At 70.0% G+C, this 16,467-nt stretch carries 19 protein-coding genes; 7 read left to right on the plus strand and 12 right to left on the minus strand.

The features are described from left to right. Positions 1-132: 132 nt before the first annotated feature. The gene (locus tag ACK1X7_RS21330; protein WP_413115523.1) at positions 133-1,113 is read left to right on the plus strand and encodes an acyl-CoA desaturase; all 981 of its coding nucleotides are present in this window, start codon (positions 133-135) and stop codon (positions 1,111-1,113) included. Further along, entirely contained in the window at positions 1,113-1,820 is a 708-nt protein-coding gene (locus ACK1X7_RS21335) for a TetR family transcriptional regulator (protein ID WP_385151394.1), read from the plus strand. The genes ACK1X7_RS21330 and ACK1X7_RS21335 overlap by 1 nt, the downstream gene beginning before the upstream one ends. 9 nt (positions 1,821-1,829) lie before the next feature. Here the strand turns inward: ACK1X7_RS21335 and ACK1X7_RS21340 are convergent, their stop codons facing one another. The 4 genes from ACK1X7_RS21340 to ACK1X7_RS21355 all read right to left on the minus strand — a co-directional run bounded on the left by ACK1X7_RS21340 (position 1,830) and on the right by ACK1X7_RS21355 (position 5,137). Beyond that, positions 1,830-2,573: a hypothetical protein gene (locus ACK1X7_RS21340; RefSeq protein WP_413115524.1), complete on the minus strand. Its 744-nt coding sequence runs from the start codon at positions 2,571-2,573 to the stop codon at positions 1,830-1,832. Between the two features lie 5 nt (positions 2,574-2,578). Beyond that, positions 2,579-3,973: an AAA family ATPase gene (locus tag ACK1X7_RS21345; protein ID WP_413115525.1), complete on the minus strand. Its 1,395-nt coding sequence runs from the start codon at positions 3,971-3,973 to the stop codon at positions 2,579-2,581. Between the two features lie 73 nt (positions 3,974-4,046). Further along, the gene (locus tag ACK1X7_RS21350) at positions 4,047-4,268 is read right to left on the minus strand and encodes a DUF397 domain-containing protein (RefSeq protein ID WP_390792157.1); all 222 of its coding nucleotides are present in this window, start codon (positions 4,266-4,268) and stop codon (positions 4,047-4,049) included. Then, positions 4,265-5,137, minus strand: coding sequence for a helix-turn-helix domain-containing protein (locus tag ACK1X7_RS21355; RefSeq protein ID WP_385151359.1), 873 nt, complete (start codon positions 5,135-5,137; stop codon positions 4,265-4,267). Before ACK1X7_RS21355 ends, ACK1X7_RS21350 begins: the two co-directional genes overlap by 4 nt. 185 nt (positions 5,138-5,322) lie before the next feature. Here ACK1X7_RS21355 and ACK1X7_RS21360 point away from each other — a divergent pair, with 185 nt between their 5' ends. Further along, positions 5,323-5,838, plus strand: coding sequence for a hypothetical protein (locus ACK1X7_RS21360; protein WP_390792158.1), 516 nt, complete (start codon positions 5,323-5,325; stop codon positions 5,836-5,838). After that, entirely contained in the window at positions 5,813-6,397 is a 585-nt protein-coding gene (locus ACK1X7_RS21365) for an ATP-binding protein (RefSeq protein ID WP_413115526.1), read from the plus strand. Before ACK1X7_RS21360 ends, ACK1X7_RS21365 begins: the two co-directional genes overlap by 26 nt. Positions 6,398-6,485: 88 nt before the next feature. Here the strand turns inward: ACK1X7_RS21365 and ACK1X7_RS21370 are convergent, their stop codons facing one another. From ACK1X7_RS21370 to ACK1X7_RS21380, 3 genes are all read right to left on the minus strand, one after another. Continuing rightward, positions 6,486-6,920: a Uma2 family endonuclease gene (locus tag ACK1X7_RS21370; RefSeq protein WP_385151368.1), complete on the minus strand. Its 435-nt coding sequence runs from the start codon at positions 6,918-6,920 to the stop codon at positions 6,486-6,488. A 128-nt stretch (positions 6,921-7,048) separates the two neighbouring features. Then, positions 7,049-7,426: a glyoxalase gene (locus ACK1X7_RS21375; protein WP_385151370.1), complete on the minus strand. Its 378-nt coding sequence runs from the start codon at positions 7,424-7,426 to the stop codon at positions 7,049-7,051. Beyond that, positions 7,423-8,247, minus strand: a complete 825-nt coding sequence (locus ACK1X7_RS21380; protein WP_385151373.1) for a trans-aconitate 2-methyltransferase — start codon at positions 8,245-8,247, stop codon at positions 7,423-7,425. The genes ACK1X7_RS21375 and ACK1X7_RS21380 overlap by 4 nt, the downstream gene beginning before the upstream one ends. 136 nt (positions 8,248-8,383) lie before the next feature. Here ACK1X7_RS21380 and ACK1X7_RS21385 point away from each other — a divergent pair, with 136 nt between their 5' ends. Continuing rightward, entirely contained in the window at positions 8,384-8,881 is a 498-nt protein-coding gene (locus ACK1X7_RS21385) for a MarR family winged helix-turn-helix transcriptional regulator (RefSeq protein WP_361498935.1), read from the plus strand. On the opposite strand, the gene ACK1X7_RS21390 is transcribed toward ACK1X7_RS21385, so the two are convergent. The 4 genes from ACK1X7_RS21390 to galT form a co-directional block, all read right to left on the minus strand. Beyond that, positions 8,840-9,706: a LuxR C-terminal-related transcriptional regulator gene (locus tag ACK1X7_RS21390; RefSeq protein ID WP_385151376.1), complete on the minus strand. Its 867-nt coding sequence runs from the start codon at positions 9,704-9,706 to the stop codon at positions 8,840-8,842. The genes ACK1X7_RS21385 and ACK1X7_RS21390 overlap by 42 nt on opposite strands. A gap of 320 nt (positions 9,707-10,026) precedes the next feature. After that, entirely contained in the window at positions 10,027-11,259 is a 1,233-nt protein-coding gene (gene galK / locus ACK1X7_RS21395; RefSeq protein WP_385151379.1) for a galactokinase, read from the minus strand. Then, positions 11,226-12,203, minus strand: a complete 978-nt coding sequence (gene galE, locus ACK1X7_RS21400) for a UDP-glucose 4-epimerase GalE (RefSeq protein ID WP_208515995.1) — start codon at positions 12,201-12,203, stop codon at positions 11,226-11,228. Before galE ends, galK begins: the two co-directional genes overlap by 34 nt. Continuing rightward, complete coding sequence (galT, locus tag ACK1X7_RS21405) at positions 12,200-13,243, minus strand: galactose-1-phosphate uridylyltransferase (protein WP_385151382.1); 1,044 nt, start codon at positions 13,241-13,243, stop codon at positions 12,200-12,202. Before galT ends, galE begins: the two co-directional genes overlap by 4 nt. Before the next feature lie 162 nt (positions 13,244-13,405). Here galT and ACK1X7_RS21410 point away from each other — a divergent pair, with 162 nt between their 5' ends. Continuing rightward, positions 13,406-15,076, plus strand: coding sequence for a sodium:solute symporter family protein (locus ACK1X7_RS21410; protein ID WP_385151385.1), 1,671 nt, complete (start codon positions 13,406-13,408; stop codon positions 15,074-15,076). Between the two features lie 27 nt (positions 15,077-15,103). Beyond that, on the plus strand, positions 15,104-15,487 hold the full coding sequence (locus ACK1X7_RS21415; protein ID WP_385151388.1) for a hypothetical protein: 384 nt from the start codon (positions 15,104-15,106) through the stop codon (positions 15,485-15,487). 54 nt (positions 15,488-15,541) lie between these two features. Here the strand turns inward: ACK1X7_RS21415 and ACK1X7_RS21420 are convergent, their stop codons facing one another. Further along, on the minus strand, positions 15,542-16,294 hold the full coding sequence (locus tag ACK1X7_RS21420) for a response regulator transcription factor (RefSeq protein WP_385151391.1): 753 nt from the start codon (positions 16,292-16,294) through the stop codon (positions 15,542-15,544). Positions 16,295-16,467 lie beyond the last annotated feature (173 nt).

A 16,467-nucleotide genomic window follows, 5' to 3' on the forward strand; every position in this document is an offset into this window, starting at 1 on the left:
GACGTCCCCAGGATAGGCGGCACGACCCTGTGGGAGACCAGAGCCCTATTGCCCCGCTTCCCGGCCCTGCCATACTTACGACGCCGTAGGTTACGGATCCGTAGCCATGCCCCGAGCCCCACGAGGGATCCCATGACTGCAAGCCCCGACGTGGTCGATGACACGCCGAAGGCCCAGGAGGCCCCGCTTCCCTCCGCCACGCTCGGCGGGGACAGCAAGCGCTCCATCGAACAGATCACCCTTCTCCTGTTCATCACCGTCCCCTTTGTCGCGCTGGTCGCGGCGGTTCCCCTGGCCTGGGGCTGGGGGGTGAGCTGGCTGGATCTGGCGCTGATGGTGTCGATGTACTACATCGGCTGCCACGGCATCACGATCGGCTTCCACCGGTACTTCACTCATGGCTCGTTCAAGGCGAAGCGGCCGCTGCGGATCGCGCTGGCGATCGCGGGGTCGCTGGCCGTGGAGGGGCCGCTGGTGCGCTGGGTGGCCGATCACCGCAAGCACCACAAGTTCTCGGACGCGGATGGCGACCCGCACTCCCCGTGGCGGTACGGCGAGACCGTTCCGGCCCTGATGAAGGGGTTGTGGTGGGCACATATCGGATGGATGTTCGATCAGGAGCAGACCTCCCAGCAAAAGTACGCACCGGATCTGATCAAGGACGGCCCCGTCCGGGCGGTCTCCCGGCAGTTCGTGGTGTGGACACTGGTCTCCCTGATGCTGCCGCCGGTGATCGGCGGGCTGGCGACCTGGTCCTGGCAGGGCGCGGTGACCGCCTTCTTCTGGGGGTCCCTCGTACGGGTGGCCCTGCTGCACCATGTGACCTGGTCGATCAACTCGATCTGCCATGCGGTGGGCAAGCGCCCGTTCAAGTCGCGGGACCGCTCCGGCAATGTGTGGTGGCTGGCGGTGCTCTCGTGCGGCGAGTCCTGGCACAACCTGCACCACGCGGATCCGACCTGTGCCCGGCACGGCGTGATGAAGGGGCAGCTCGACTCCAGCGCCCGGATCATCCGCTGGTTCGAGAAGGCGGGCTGGGCGTATGACGTCCGATGGCCGAGCCAGGCCCGTATCGACGCCCGCCGTCAGGAGGAGTCCGTCGGAGCGGCATGATGGAGGGCGTGGCGACCGACAGTAATACCAGCGGTGAAAAGGACCGGCCGGCCCGGACCGGCCGACCCTCCGGATCCGGGACCCGGCGGCCCCGCCGGGTCCGGATGACCGGCAAGGAGCGCCGGGAGCAACTGCTGGACATCGGTCGCACGCTCTTCGCCGAGCGTGGCTTCGAGGGCACGTCGGTGGAGGAGATCGCGGCGAAGGCGGGGGTCTCCAAGCCGGTGGTGTACGAGCACTTCGGCGGCAAGGAGGGGCTGTACGCGGTCGTGGTGGACCGTGAGATGCGGCGGATGCTGGACATGGTGACCACATCGCTGACCGCGGGCCATCCGCGGGAGCTGTGCGAGCAGGCCACCTTCGCCCTTCTGGACTACATCGAGGAGTACACGGACGGCTTCCGGATCCTGGTCCGTGACTCCCCCGTCGCCCAGTCGACGGGCACCTTCGCCTCGCTGATCAGCGATATCGCCACCCAGGTGGAGGACATCCTGGGCCTGGAGTTCAAGGCCCGCGGCTTCGACGCCAAGCTGGCCCCGCTGTACGCGCAGGCGCTGGTGGGCATGGTGGCGCTGACGGGCCAGTGGTGGCTGGACGTCCGCAAGCCGAAGAAGGCCGAGGTCGCGGCGCATCTGGTGAACCTGGCCTGGCACGGCCTGGACGGTCTGGAGCAGAAGCCGCGGCTGATAGGCCACCGCAAGAACTGACGGGCGCAGTCAGACGAGCAGGGCCGCGCGCAGCTCCGGAACCCGCAGCAGATCGAGCGTCTCGTCCCCGAGATCGAAGGCGAAGGCGACCCTGGCTTTCGGCAGGACGGCCTGTCGGAGCATGAACTGGGCCACGTCAGCGAAAGGCTGCTCGCGGATGGTGCGCACGGCTACTGCCATGTTGCGCTCGTTGCCCTTCTCCCGGCCCCGCTGCCAAGCGCTCACGCACATGCACACGACATCCCGCGCGCCGCATCGAGCGTCGGGCAGCTCGTCCCTGTTCAGCCCGCACACGTCCAGGGTCGCCTGCCCCTTGTCCGTCAGCCCCGTGTACTCCCCGTTCTCAAGGCCCAGGTACAGGTGCTCGTACGGATCTTCCCGCGTCGGATCGATGAGCAGTGGCTCACCGGCGCTGTCCAGCGGGAAGCGATCCCCCTTGTGATGGCTGTTGCACGCCGTACACGCGAGCAGGTGGTTCAGCCAGTCGAAGGTCCGTAAGGGGTTGACCGCCAACGGTTCGAAGTGGTCGACGTCCGTACTGAGGTCGTCGCAGCAGTACATGCAACAGCGGTTGCCGTGCGCCATCTGCCCCAATAATCGGCGCAGCGGGGTGACGAGCTTGCGACGCTGGGTGGTGTGGTTCCACAGACCGCGGGCGAGGTCGTGCCGCTCTTCCGGCTCGGCCTTCGTCACTCTTTCGGTCAGTTCCGCCGCGTGAGCCACCAGTTGACGCGGCAGCTCCATACGCTGCACCCGGATCATTCTTCGAAGGCCCCGAGGCGCTTCAAGCGGGCCTCCACCTCCGCGACCCTGGTCCGCGGTGAGCTCTTCAGCCGCTCCCGCAGATCCTGGTGGCGGTCCTCCTCCTCGTCGGTGGCCTGCCCCGTGACCACGCGAGCCTCCAGCGCGACCAGTTCCTTCCGCAGTTCCTGGGCCTCGTCCGAGTACGGGGTGTCCAGCCCGAACAGGTCCGAGAGCGCGGCGTCGTCGCCTGTTCCGTAGACGATGCGCTTCCACAGGGCCTCGGAGACCACCTCCGGGGGCCGCGCCTCGTCCGGGCCGGGCAACCGGATCAGACCACGTTCGTCAGCGGCCTGGCAGATGTACGGGCTGTGGGTGGTGACGATGAACTGAATCGCCGGGAAGTGTGCCTTGAGCCATTCTCCGATGCGCTTCTGCCAGGAGACATGGAGGTGTGCGTCGACCTCGTCGATCAGCACCACGCCCGAGTACGGCAGACATGGTTCGGGGCCATGCACGCCGATACGCCAGTCGAGGGCCAGGTGCCCATACGCGGTATGCATTCGCCAGACGATGTCGAGGACCAGAGCGACAACGGTGCGAAATCCGTCGCTCATCTGGTGCAGCGGGAACACCGCACCCTCGCTGTCGTTCCGGCGAAGCCATGGCCCGTCGGAATCGACTTCGACGACGCGGTAGCCATCGGGCAGCAGATCGTGGTTGAGCAGCGCGATGACCGTGTCCAGGAGCCCCTGGGCCCCCGCACGCTCCTCCAGCCGGTAGAGATGCGCCGAGACCAGCCAGTCGACGGCCTCGGTCAGCGCAGCCTGCTCGTGGAAGAGCGTACGCATCGCGGCAGCGCGGCTGGCGGCGCCGCGATGGGCGGCACGGGACTGGCCTTCGTGGTACATCCCGGCCCCGGACAGCCTGCGGAATGGGCCGTACCCGGCGTGAAACCAGCCGAAGGATGATGACGACCATAGTGCGCGCGCCTCCCGCCCCCCGCTGAACTTCACCTCGGTGGGCATGACATAGCCCGATTCGGGGAAAAGCGCGTCCTCGGGCTTCCATTGGAGCCGCACCTCGAATTCAGCCGACCGGGGCCCCTGCCCGATCGCCTTGACGCTCCCTGGATCCTCTCGCGGATCGGGCAGCAGCGCCGCTGTGAGCGAGGCGTGCTCCCGCCCCTCCGACAGCCAGCCTTCCAGGTCCTCGTCCAACTGGGAGGCCCGCCGATTCCCCGCGAGGCATAGCGCGATGGCCCGTAGCAATGTGGTCTTGCCCGAGCCGTTGCGCCCGGCCAGCACCGTCCAACCGGCGTAGCCGCCATCAGGCCGGGTGAAGTCGAGGTCCACGGTGCGCGGCCCATGGAATCCACGGACACCGTCGAGCCGCAGCCTCGTCACGTACACCGACTCGTCCTTTCTCGCTGCTACACGATGTATACACGCTGTTGCGCCGCCACCGCGCGGATTGTGGACGGCCTCAGTCGCGCCAGCGTCCTGCCTTCACTTCGCTGACGAACGAGGCGAAGCCTTCGACGGGGAAGGTCAGGACGGGGCCGGTCGTGTTCTTGGAGTCGCGGACGGCGATGTGGGTGCGGAGGTCGGCGACCTCGACGCATTCGTTGCCCTCGGGGCCGCTGTAACTGCTTCTGCGCCAGACGGCGGCTGCCATGCCAACGGTGGAAGATATGCGATCGCTCATGAAGAGAACTCCTGTCGCAGTGTCCCCAGCAGCCGCAGGGATGCTGTCGAGTCGGCTGCCTGCGAACGAAGGTAATCGAACGACAACTTATAGGAAGACACCGCGTCCACGTCGTCAAGGTACAAGCCCCTGCGCCGCATCTCGATGTACACGACGGCCATGGAGTTGAGCGGGTTTCGTGCATCGTCCCGGCCGAGGATGACGAAGTGCCCGGAGCCCGCGGCATGGGCTCCAGCCGTGAAAGGGAGTAGCTGGATATCGATGTTCGGGCGCTTCGCCATGTCGTACAGGTGGTCCAACTGCTCGGCCATCACAGCCTCATCACCCACGATGCGACGGAGTACGGCTTCGTCCAGGATTACCCACAGGTGCAGGGACACTTGCCGGTCAAGGATGCTCTGGCGCTGCATCCGGGCGTCGACCATGCGCTCGACCTGCTCGTTGGGGGTGCGCAGTTCAGACGCCCGGTGGATCGCGGTCGCATAGCCACGGGTCTGAAGTAGTCCGGGTACGACGTTGTTCGCGTACACGTGCTCGTACTCCGCCTCATGCTCGAACGAGACCAGTGGATCGATCCACTCCGGTACCGCGCTGTTGCCGACCCACCAGCCCTCGGTTTGCGACTTGACCACGCGCACCAGCGCGTCCCGTTCCTCGGCGGATGCCTCGCAGGCGTCGGCCAGTGCCTTGACGGTGGCCCAGCGAATACGCGCGCGGTCCTGCCACGCCTCGTACCGGCTCACTGTCGCCTTGCTCACGCCCGCACGCTCGGCGACTTGCGTCTGCGTCAGGCCGCAACGCTCGCGCAGTGCGATCAGCCCCCGCGCGATCTGCATGCGTCCGGCCGGTCCCGTCATCGTGGCGGTCATCCCACGCTCCCTCCCGTCGAGTCCGCCGAGCGTATGCGGCGATGCACATCGAGTTGACGGCTCCAGCGAGTCAGTCACCCACACTGGTGAACTCTACTGACATAGAGGCCAGTTGTTGGAAGTCAATGGCAAGCTCTTCGTGAAGGTCGCAGATGCGGCAGCCGATCGCCTCAAGGGAGCTGCCCATGACACCGCACACCCCCACCGCACTGGCCGTCGCCGCCGGAGCCCGGTTATCCGACGTCGAACGGGCCTGGCGAACCGGGCGGGCCGCGGAAGTGCCCATCGGCACGGCGTGGGACGTCACCCGAGTGACCGGCACGATCGGGGCGGTCGCCCTGCAACGGCTGCGAGCGAGCGGCACGGCCCTCGGGCTCGTACTGGACGTGCCGCTGCGGGCGACGGTCGAATTCCTCGCGCCGCCGGGCTGCTCGGCGAGCTGGCCGCCGTTGACCGGCACGCGCTGCGTCGCCTCCGGCGCCATGCGCTGGCCGTCGCCCCTGGCGAATCTCCGCGCCGGCCGCCGGGCCGCATGCGGGCGGCGCTGGATCGTGGCACCGGCCACGGCGGGTCCGCTCACCACCGACGGGGACGAGCTGTGCGAGGCCGTCGCCGCCACACTCGCCCATCTCGCCGGGGTGTGGCTCTCCGACGTCCGCGCCAAGGGGGCCGGTCGTGGACCAGTGCGCCGCGTCTCTTGAGGCGGTCGGCGCCGCACTCGGCAGCGCCACACGCCCGCAGGCGCTCTGTCTCTGGACGCTACCCGGCGACGATCTCGCCTCCGCTTCCACGGCCCGTCGACACGTGGCCGGAACGGCGCGTTCATGGGGGTTGCCCGAGGAGACCACCGAGGCACTGGAAACCGTCATCGGCGAACTCGCCGCCAACGCGCTGGAACACACCGCCAGCCGCTCGGTCGCGGTCGCGCTCGCGCTGGCCGGGTGCTCGGCCGTCGTCACCGTGACCGACGAGGGCACGGGCGATATCCCGGTCACCGCGTTGCTCGAGGGGAACGACGAGCACGGCCGCGGCCTGTTCATGGTCGCGGCACTGGCGCACCGCTGGGGCGGACGCCGCTCCCGCGGGGGACTGACCGTATGGGCCGAGGTCGTCACGGGAACGCGACTTCCGCGGGAAGGGGCTATGCCGGCACCCGGCTCACCCCGGACTGGAATGGCTGAGCATCACGGCCCGACGATGGCCTCTCCGATGACGAAGCCCTTCGCGGGGCCGTCGGGGATGACGGCGTCGGTGCCGTAGGGGACGCGGTGCTCGTCGGCGTAGACGGCCTTGTCGGGGTCGGGTGCCGTCAGGATGACGACCGTGCCGTCACCGTCGAAGTCGTCGATCAGGACGTAGAGCGGGATGCCCGCGCGGGCGTAGGCGCGGCGCTTGCGCTCCCGGTCGCGTGCCTAGCTTCCCGGCCGGGCGAGACCACCTCGAATACGGCCCGGACTCCGCTCGCGTCCACGCCGAAGTCTTCCTCGTCGGGGATCTCGTCGAGGTCCGCGGGGGCGATGAAGAGGTCGGGGATCCAGACCTTGCGACGGTGGATGACGTCTCCGGCTTGGTAGCCGGCATAGCGGCCGTCCGCCGGATGGAGGGTCAGAGCGCGACGGAGACGATTGGCGACCGCTCCATGGCGGCGACGGCCGATGGGCCACACCTCGATGGACCCCTCGATGATCTCGGCCCGGTAGCCCTCGGGGAGTTCCATGCCCTTCCACGCCTGCCACAGCACCTCGTCCAGGGACGCGGTCTCCCGCTCGGCAGCCAAGGACACGCACACAACCGATCGCCTTCCATTCAGTGAGGGCACCAGCGCCACTGCGGCACAAGCGACGCCGCGGCACAAGCGACGCCGCGACGCTATGCGTCCGCAGAGGCCCGTCACAGCCAGTCCCCAGCCGATCATCCGATCGGGTGGTATCCGATCGGCTCCAGAAACTCCAGCCGGTTGCCGACCGGGTCCTCGGAGTAGAAGCGGCGGTGGCCCGGCAGTTTCTCGTCCCAGACGACCTCGGCGCCCTGCCCGGCGAGGCGGGCGGCGAAGGCTTCTATGCCGATGACCCGCAGGCCCGGGTGGGCCTTGCGGGAGGGGCGAAAGCCCGGCTCGATGCCCAGGTGCAGTTGGACCGGGCCGCATCCGAACCACAGGCCGCCGCCCGCCGCCAGAGCGAGCGGTTTGGGGATCTCGGTCATGCCGAGCGCCTCGCCGTAGTAGGCGCGCAGGGCGGGCTCGCTGCCGGGCGGGGCGGCGAGCTGGACGTGGTCCAGGGCCGCGATCATCGCTGGGTCGTGCGGGCCACGACGAAGATGCGGCGGAACGGGAAGGCCGTGCCGTGGGGGCCGGAGGGGTAGGCGTCGCGGAGTTGGGCGGCGTAGGCGGCGAGGAAGCGGTCGCGGGCGGGCGGGTCGTCGGCGAGGGCGGTCAGGACCGGGCGCAGGGCGGTGCCCTTGACCCAGTCGAGGACGGGGTCGGGGCCGGTCAGGACCTGTACATAGGTGGTCTCCCAGGCGTCGACCTCGCAGCCGAGGGCGGCCAGGCGCTCCAGGTACTCGGTCGGGTCCAGGACGGAGGCGGGGTCGCGGACGCGGTCGGCGAGGCGGTCGCGCCACTCGGGGGCGTCGCACAGCTCGCGCAGCAGGGTGTGGCTGGGGGCGGTGAAGTTGCCGGGGACCTGGAAGGCGAGGGTGCCGCCGGGGCGCAGTCCGGCCAGCCAGGTGCCGAAGGAATCGGGGTGGCCGGGGACCCACTGGAAGGCGGCGTTGGAGACGATCAGGTCGTAGGGCTCGTCCGGAGCCCAGTCCCGCACATCGGTACGGCGCAGGTCGAGGCGGCCGCCGCCGGTGGTGGGGCCCGCGAGGGGCTGGGCCTCGGCGAGCATCTCGGCGGAGTTGTCCAGGCCGGTGACATGGGCGTCGGGCCAGCGGTCGAAGAGCAGGACGGTGACGTTGCCGGGGCCGCAGCCGAGGTCGGCGATGCGGGGCGGGCGGCCGGGGCCGGTGGGCAGTTCGGGGATGCGGGCCAGCAGGTCCTGGAAGGGGCGGGTGCGGTGGCCGGCGTGGCGCAGATACTGCCGGGGATCCCAGTTGGGCGCGGTGGTCATGGTCGGTCCCCCTGTGGGTACGGTCGGTACGGGACGCGTCGCCGTGACCGCTGCGCGTCCCGGTGTCTTACCGTTGCCCACGGTATCTCTTGATGTCAAGAGACTTCATGTCGACAGACCCACTACACTGATCGCCATGGAGGACGAGGTCGATCGGCTGGTCGCGGCGTGGCGGCGGGAACGCCCCGACCTCGATGTGGAACCGCTCGAAGTGCTCAGCCGGGTCAGCCGGCTCGCCCGCCATCTGGACCGGGCGCGGCGGATCGCCTTCGCCGAGCACAACCTGGAGCCCTGGGAGTTCGACGTCCTGACCTCGCTGCGCCGGGCCGGGCCCCCGTACCACCTCTCCCCCGGGCAGTTGCTGACCCAGACCCTGGTCACCTCGGGCACCATGACCAACCGCATCGACCGGCTCGCCAAGAAGGGGCTGGTGGAGCGGGGGCCCGACCCGAGTGACCGGCGCGGTGTGCTGGTCCGGCTGACCGCCGAGGGACGTGACCGCGCCGATCAGGCACTGGCCGGGCTGCTGGACCATGAGCACGCCATCCTGGCCGAGCTCTCCCAGGCCCAGCGCGCCGAACTGGCCGCGCTGCTACGCCAGTTGACCGCCCCTTTCGACAATCTCCCCGGCTAGGTCGACCGGGCCCACACCGGCGCGCCGCGCCAGCGCCACGGCCGCCAGCGTGGAGTGCACGCCCAGCTTGCCCAGCACATTCTGCATATGGGTGCGGACGGTGTGGGGGGAGAGGAAGAGCCGCTCGGCGACGGCCTTACGGCCGAGCCCGGCCACCATGCAGCGCAGCACCTCCCGCTCACGCGGGGTCAGCGACTCGACCAGGCGCTCGCTTTCGGTGCGGTGCTTTCGGGCGGCCGTCAACTCCCGCAGGACGCCGGTGAGCAGCGCGGGCGGCAGATGGGTCTCCTCCCGGAGCACCCCCCGGATGACCGCGAGCAGCCGGACCAGTGAGCAGTCCTTGGCGACCCAGCCGGACGCCCCGGCCTGGAGCGCCACCGCCGCGCGGCGCGGATCGTCGCGCTCGGCCAGCACCACGGTGCGCACCCCCGGCTGGGTGGAGCGGACCGCGCCGACCAGCCATATGCCGTCGGCCACCCGGCCGTTCACCGCCCGGGCGGGGCCACCGTGCGGCCCGCCATGCGGCCCGCTGTGCGGTCCGCCGTGAATGCCGTTGTGCGGCGTGCCGTTCGCCCCGCCGTAGGCCACCTCGGCCGGCACCGGGAGCGGTGGGCCCGCGCCGTCGGCGGTCGCGCCCAGATCTGCGTCGACCAGCAGAATGTCGAAGCGGCGCCCCTCCGCCGCGGCGCGCTCCAGACAGCGCAGCGCCGCCGGGCCGCTGCCGGCCGCCGCCACGTCCACGTCCTGTTCCGCCGCGAGGGCGGCGGCCAGTGACTCGGCGAAAATACGATGGTCGTCAACCACGAGAACCCGAATACGTGCCACGGACAACCCCCCAGTCGCCGGATGAAGATTCCGGATACACCGAGAAACAGTGCGGGTACGGCGCCCGGCGCAAGGTCACGGCAACCCGCACGGCCGCCGCCGTGCTGTGATTGCTACCCCGCCCGGGCGTCGTACCTGACTGTCTCGCCCCCTGAACAAGCGTCGGCCCCCACCGACGCTGTACTCAGAGTAAGGCTGTGGTCTCATATAGGAAGCGGATTAGCGAAACTGACTGTTCTCGGCTGTTCACTGTGTGTTTCTTGTTCGCTCTTGGGGACTGAGTGATCCACGAGCCGCGAAGATCTACCGAGAACGCCCGGCTACAGCCGTCGCGCCCCCGCGCTGGGCACCGCCGGGAAGATCCGCGGAGCGCCGTAGCCCGCCGCGCCGAACGCCTCGGTGACCGCCTTGCCCACCGCCTCCGCATCCCCCTCCGCCACCAGCACGATGGCCGAGCCGCCGAAGCCGCCGCCGGTCATCCGCGCACCCAGCGCACCCGCCGCGTTCGCCGACTCCACGACGAGGTCGAGCTCCGCGCAGGAGATCTCGAAGTCGTCGCGGCAGGAGGCGTGCCCGGCGGTCAGCACCGGCCCGATGGACCGCGTGTCCCCCGCGTCGAGCAGCTCGATGACCTCCTCCACCCTGCGGTCCTCGGTCACCACATGGCGCACCCGCCGCCGGGTGGTCGCGTCGCAGCCCAGCCGCTCCAGTTGGGCGAGCGTCGCGTCCAGCCCCTCGAAGGGCACATCGCGCAGCGCCGGCACCCCGATCGCCTCGGCGGCCGCCTCACAGGCGGCCCGCCGGTTCGCATAGGCGCCGTCGCCCAGCTCGTGCTTGACGCGGGTGTCCACCACCAGCAGCCGCAGCCCCTCGGCCGCCAGGTCGAACGGCACCTGGCGCTGGGTGAGATCACGGGCGTCCAGGAACAGGGCGTGCCCCTCGGTGCAGCACGCGGACGCCATCTGGTCCATGATCCCGCAGGGCACGCCCACGAAGACGTTCTCCGCGCGCTGGCAGAGCTGGGCGATACGCCGCGGGCTGATCCCCAGTCCGTACAGCTCGCTGAGCGCGGTGGCCGTGACCACCTCCAGCGCGGCGGACGACGACAGCCCGGCGCCGGTGGGCACGGTGGATTCGAAGTGCAGGTCCGCACCCCCGGCCGCACCCGTCAGCAGCCCCTCCTCGCGCAGCGCCCAGACCACTCCGGCCGGATAGGCCGCCCAGCCGCCGCGGTCGCCGCCGCCGGCCCCGCCCGCGACCGGCGTCAGCTCCTCGACCCGCAGCTCGACGATTCCGCCCGGGGCGTCGCCCGAGTGGAGCCGCAGCACCCCGTCGGTGCGCGGGGTGGCGGCGGCCAGGCAGGTGTGGGGCAGGGCGAGCGGCATCACGAAGCCGTCGTTGTAGTCGGTGTGCTCGCCGATCAGATTGACCCGGCCCGGCGCCGCCCAGACGCCGCCGGGCTCGGTGCCGTAGACCTCGTGGAACCCCGCCGTGGCCCGCCCGGGGCCGTGCTCGTCCGTCACTGACTCTCCCTCCGCTGCGCGAACTCCCATGCGTCCGCGACGATTCCGGCCAGGTCGGCGCGGGTCGGGCGCCAGCCCAGGCGCTCCTTGGCGCGCTCGGCGGAGGCCACCAGGACCGCCGGGTCGCCGCCGCGGCGCGGGGCGGCGATCTCCGGGATGGGGTGGCCGGTGACCTGGCGCACCGTCTCGATGACCTCGCGGACGGAGAAGCCGTTGCCGTTGCCGAGGTTGCAGATCAGGTGCTCGCCGGAGGTCGCGGCGCCGAGGGCGAGCAGATGGGCGTCGGCGAGGTCGGCGACGTGGATGTAGTCGCGGACGCAGGTGCCGTCGGGGGTGGGGTAGTCCTCGCCGAAGACCGAGATGGCCTCGCGCCGGCCCTGGGCGACCTGGAGCACCAGGGGGATGAGGTGGGACTCGGGGTCATGGCGCTCGCCGTAGGCCCCGTAGGCACCCGCGACGTTGAAGTAGCGCAGGGAGACCGCGGCCAGCCCGTGGGCGGCGCATTCGCCGCTGATCATGTGGTCGACGGCGAGCTTGCTGGCGCCGTAGGGGTTGGTGGGCGCGGTCGGCAGGTCCTCGGTGATCGGGACCTGGTCGGGCTCGCCGTAGGTGGCGGCGGTGGAGGAGAAGACGAGGGTGCGCACCCCGGCGTCGCGCATCGCGGCGAGCAGCTCGGTGGTGCCGCCCACATTGTTGACCCAGTACTTCTCGGGGTTGACGACGGACTCGCCGACCTGGGAGAACGCGGCGAAGTGCAGCACGCCGTCGAAGGTGGGGTCGAGCCACTTGCCGGCGTCCTGGATGCGGCCCTCGATGAACTCCGCGCCCTCGGGGACCCCCTCCCGGTGCCCGGTGGACAGGTCGTCCAGCACCGTCACCCGGTGGCCGGCTTCGAGCAGATGCGCCGCGACCACGCTGCCGACATAGCCGGCGCCGCCGGTGACCAGGTACTTCTTCTGCTGCGCATTGCTCACTTGCTCGCTACCTCTCGCAGTCGCTCGGCCGCGGCCTCCGGCGGCACATCGTTGATGAACACATTCATGCCGGATTCGGAACCCGCGAGAAACTTCAGCTTGCCGGAAGTGCGGCGAATGGTGAAAAGCTCGAGGTGAAGAGCGAATTCACCGCGGTCGGTCATGCGGTACGGCGCCTGGTGCCAGGCGGAGATGTAGGGCGTGGGCGGCTCACCCGCCCCGAAAATCCGGTCGAAGCGCTTCAAGAGTTCCAGATACATCTGTGGAAACTCTGTGCGCGCGGCCTCGTCCAGCGACGGCAGGTCCGGAACCCGCCGCTTCGGGTAGAGATGCACCTCGTACGGCCAGTGGGCGGCGTAGGGGACGAACGCGACCCAGTGCTCGCCGTCGAGCACCACCCGGCGCCCGTCGGCCAGCTCATCGGCGACCACATCATCGAACAGATTCCGACCGGTGGCCACACGGTGCTCGGCGAGCGAGCGGAGCATCAGCCGGGTACGCGGGGTCACAAAGGGATACCCGTAGATCTGGCCGTGCGGATGGCCGAGCGTGACGCCGATCTCCTTACCGCGGTTCTCGAAGCAGAAGACCTGCTCGACGGCGGGGTGTTGGGCCAGCTCGGCGGTGCGGTCGGTCCAGGCGTCGAGCACCAGAGCGGCCTGTGCGGCGTCGAGGTCGGCGAAGGAGGCGTCGTGGTCGGAGGTGAAGCACACGACCTCGCACCGGCCCGAGTCCCCGGCCAGCGACGGGAAGCGGTTCTCGAAGACCACGACGTCATAGCCGGCGGCGGGGATCTCGCTGTGCCGCCCCTCGCGGGAGGGGCACAGCGGGCATTGGTCGGCCGGCGGGTGGTAGGTGCGGGCCTGGCGGTGGGAGGCGATCGCCACCCGGTCGCCGAGGAGGCGGTCGTGCCGGATCTCCGAGCTGGTCGCGATGGGGTCGAGAGGCCGCTGGTCGACGGCGTCGCGCACCGCGTCGTCGCGCGCGTCGTAATAGATCAGCTCGCGTCCGTCCGCAAGCCGCGTCGCCGTCTTCTTCACTCCGCCAGCTCCTGTCAGGTGCACCCAACACAACTCAACATAATGAACCACAAGCCAACAGTGGCGTCAATGCACGGTGGAGGCGCTCGGACAAACCACAAGAATTCGGATACGTTCACCGAACGTTTCTGGTGCATTCCGTTCAGGCGATGAGGCGAGACCATGCGCTATCTGGCCGAAGGGCTCCGGCTTCCCACCAACGCGCTCGACTACACGATCCTGATCCTCTACTTCGTCGTCGTCCTCGGCGTGGGATTCGCCGCCAGAGCGAGCGTCAAGACCAGCCTCGACTTCTTTCTCTCCGGCCGGTCGCTGCCCGCGTGGGTCACCGGGCTGGCCTTCGTCGCCGCGAATCTGGGCGCCCTGGAGATCCTGGGGATGGCCGCCAACGGCGCGCAGTACGGGGTGTACACCGTGCACTGGTACTGGGTGGGGGCCATTCCGGCCATGGTCTTCCTCGGCCTGGTGATGATGCCCTTCTACTACGGTTCCAAGGTACGGTCCGTCCCCGAGTTCCTGCTGCACCGCTACGGACCGTCCTCGCATCTGCTCAGCTCGATCATCTTCTCGATCGCGTCCGTCCTGATCGCGGGCGTGAACCTCTACGCGATGGCGATCGTGGTGGAGGCGCTGCTGGGCTGGCCGCAGTGGGTGGCCATCGTGGTCGCGGGGCTCTTCGTGCTCGCGTACATCACCCTCGGCGGGCTCTCCTCGGCGATCTACAACGAGGTGCTCCAGTTCTTTGTGATCCTGGCCGCCCTCATCCCGCTCACCGTGATCGGCCTGCGGCGGGTCGGCGGCTTCGGCGGGCTCAAGGACTCGCTGGTGCACTCCCACGGCCCGAATTTCGTCTCCGCCTGGGGTGGCACCGGCATCGGCTCCCCCAACCCGCTGGGCGCCAACTGGCTGACCATCGTGCTGGGCCTCGGCTTCTGCCTGAGCTTCGGCTACTGGACGACCAACTTCGCCGAGGTGCAGCGCGCCCTGTCGGCCAGGAACCTCTCGGCCGCCCAGCGCACCCCGCTGATCGCCGCGTTCCCGAAGATGTTCATCCCGCTGATCGTGGTGGTCCCGGGGCTGATCGCGCTGACCATGGACCCGGAGATCGGCTCGAAGAAGAGCGGTCTCCAGTACAACGACGCGATTCCGCTGCTGATGAGCGAGCTGCTGCCGAACGGGGTGCTGGGGCTCGCGGTGACCGGGCTGCTGGCCGCCTTCATGGCGGGCATGGCGGCCAATGTGTCGTCCTTCAACACGGTCTTCACCCACGACATCTGGCGGGCGTACGTCAAAAAGGACCGGCCGGACGGGTACTACCTGCTGACCGGGCGGGTGGTGACGGCGATCGGTGTGCTGGCCGGGATGGGGACGGCCTTCATCGCCTCCTCGTTCAGCAACATCATGAACTACCTCCAGACGCTGTTCTCGTTCTTCAACGTGCCGCTGTTCTGCGTCTTCATCATCGGGATGTTCTGGAAGCGGGCCACCGCCCAGGCCGGGTTCTGGGGGCTGCTCTGCGGCACCGTGGCCGCGATGATCAACTACTTCTGGCTCTACCGGGCCGGCGTCATCTCCATCCCCAGCGACCAGGGCGCCAACTTCGTCTCCGCCATCGTGGCGTTCGTGGTCGGCGGGGTGGTGATGGTCGCGGTGACCCCGTTCACCAGGCCCAGGCCGGTGGAGTCGCTGGCCGGTCTGGTCTACGGCACCACCGCGCCCGGTGTGCCCGAGCCGCCGGCGCCGGGCGACGAGGCGTGGTACCGCCGCCCGGCCGTGCTGGGCTGGAGCGCGCTGGTCCTCGCGGCCCTGTGCTACATCCCGTTCTCCCTGTAAGCCTCCGGCGGATAAGGAGCCCACGCCATGAGTGAGGAGTATGTATACCGGTCCGAGGTCGAGGAGCTGGAGCAGAGGTCGGCGACCGCGGCGCGGCTGTTCGATGTGCGGCGGATCATCGGCGGGCTGTTCGTGATCTACGCGATCATCGTCCTCATCGCCGGGTTCACCGCCTCGGAGGCGGATGTGAAGAAGGCATCGGGCATCAACATCAACCTCTGGACCGGATGGTGCATGCTCGCGGTCGGCCTGCTCTTCCTGCTGTGGATGAAGCTCAGGCCGCTCTCCGCCCCCGGGGCCGCGCCCAAGCCGGAGGCCGGGCCGGAGGGCGGGTCGGAGGGCGGGCCGGAGGGCGGAGGGCCCGACGCCGGGGGGCCCGGGGCCGGAAGGCCCGGAACCGGAGAGGGCTGAGCGACGCGGGCCACCGCGAGCCGCGGCGCGGGGCCGCCACGGCGCCTACGCGGGCTACGGCGCCGACGCGGGCGGCTTGGGCGAGGACGGCTGCGGCGCGGGCGGCTGGGGCGCGGGCTGGGCCGAGGGCGACGCGATCCGGCGGGATGCCGCGCGGTCCAGCAGCCCGGTGCGGGCCGCCAGGGCCGCCGCCTCCAGCCGTGAGCCCACCCCGAGCTTCATCAGCACCCGCTGCACATGGGTGCGGGCCGTGCTGGGGGCGATCCCCATGCCCGCGGCGATCAGCCGGGTGTCCTCGCCCTCGGCGACCCGCACCAGCACCTCCACCTCGCGCGGGGTCAGCATGCGCAGCAGCCGGGCACCCTCGTCGTCGGGCTGGGCCGCGGGGTTGAGCAGCTCCGCGAAGGCTCCCTGGAGCAACTGGGGCGCCACGGCGGCCTCGCCCGCGCGCGCCTTCATCATGGCGCGTTCGACCCCCTCGATCCGCTCGTCGTGGCGCACATAGCCGGATGCGCCGGCGGCGAAGGCGGCGGCTATGCCGCGCGGGCTCGGCACCGGGCCGAGCACCACGACCGCGACCTGCGGCCGCTCCTTCTTGATCTGCACCACCGGGTCGAACACCCCTGGTTCGGCGGGTGCCGCCGTGCCCAGCAGGCACACCTCCGGTGCCCGGCTCACCACCAGGTCCGCCGCGCCCGCGCTCGGTGCCGCCGCGGCGAGCACCCGGTGCCCGCGCAGCTTCAGCGCCGAGGCGAGCGCCTCCGCGAGCAGACGGTGGTCATCGACCACCATGAGTCGCACGCCCATGAGCTCCCCCCATTCGCTCAGGGGGGAAAGCTACACGCTTGTTCGACGTTGCGCGCCCCTTACCGGGCAGAAGCCCCCCGGAATGCCGAAATCCCGGCCATTAGTGCCTACTTGAGGTCCGGTTGACGTCTGAATCGGACCGATGCGGCCGGGTTCCGCGCGGGCGCGTGCCC

The sequence above is a fragment of the Streptomyces sp. CY-1 genome (assembly GCF_047218265.1).
GTDB classification, from domain to species: domain Bacteria; phylum Actinomycetota; class Actinomycetes; order Streptomycetales; family Streptomycetaceae; genus Streptomyces; species Streptomyces niphimycinicus.

Excerpts from the sequence above, each read along its gene's own strand:
- ACK1X7_RS21415 (WP_385151388.1), top strand. The coding sequence starts at position 15,104 with ATGAGTGAGGAGTATGTATACCGGTCCGAGGTCGAGGAGCTGGAGCAG.
- ACK1X7_RS21420 (WP_385151391.1), bottom strand. The coding sequence starts at position 16,294 with ATGGGCGTGCGACTCATGGTGGTCGATGACCACCGTCTGCTCGCGGAG.
- ACK1X7_RS21385 (WP_361498935.1), top strand. The coding sequence starts at position 8,384 with ATGGAGGACGAGGTCGATCGGCTGGTCGCGGCGTGGCGGCGGGAACGC.
- ACK1X7_RS21375 (WP_385151370.1), bottom strand. The coding sequence starts at position 7,426 with ATGATCGCGGCCCTGGACCACGTCCAGCTCGCCGCCCCGCCCGGCAGC.
- ACK1X7_RS21350 (WP_390792157.1), bottom strand. The coding sequence starts at position 4,268 with ATGAGCGATCGCATATCTTCCACCGTTGGCATGGCAGCCGCCGTCTGG.
- ACK1X7_RS21380 (WP_385151373.1), bottom strand. The coding sequence starts at position 8,247 with ATGACCACCGCGCCCAACTGGGATCCCCGGCAGTATCTGCGCCACGCC.
- ACK1X7_RS21335 (WP_385151394.1), top strand. The coding sequence starts at position 1,113 with ATGGAGGGCGTGGCGACCGACAGTAATACCAGCGGTGAAAAGGACCGG.
- ACK1X7_RS21360 (WP_390792158.1), top strand. The coding sequence starts at position 5,323 with ATGACACCGCACACCCCCACCGCACTGGCCGTCGCCGCCGGAGCCCGG.
- ACK1X7_RS21355 (WP_385151359.1), bottom strand. The coding sequence starts at position 5,137 with ATGACCGCCACGATGACGGGACCGGCCGGACGCATGCAGATCGCGCGG.
- galK (WP_385151379.1), bottom strand. The coding sequence starts at position 11,259 with ATGGGAGTTCGCGCAGCGGAGGGAGAGTCAGTGACGGACGAGCACGGC.
- ACK1X7_RS21330 (WP_413115523.1), top strand. The coding sequence starts at position 133 with ATGACTGCAAGCCCCGACGTGGTCGATGACACGCCGAAGGCCCAGGAG.
- ACK1X7_RS21410 (WP_385151385.1), top strand. The coding sequence starts at position 13,406 with ATGCGCTATCTGGCCGAAGGGCTCCGGCTTCCCACCAACGCGCTCGAC.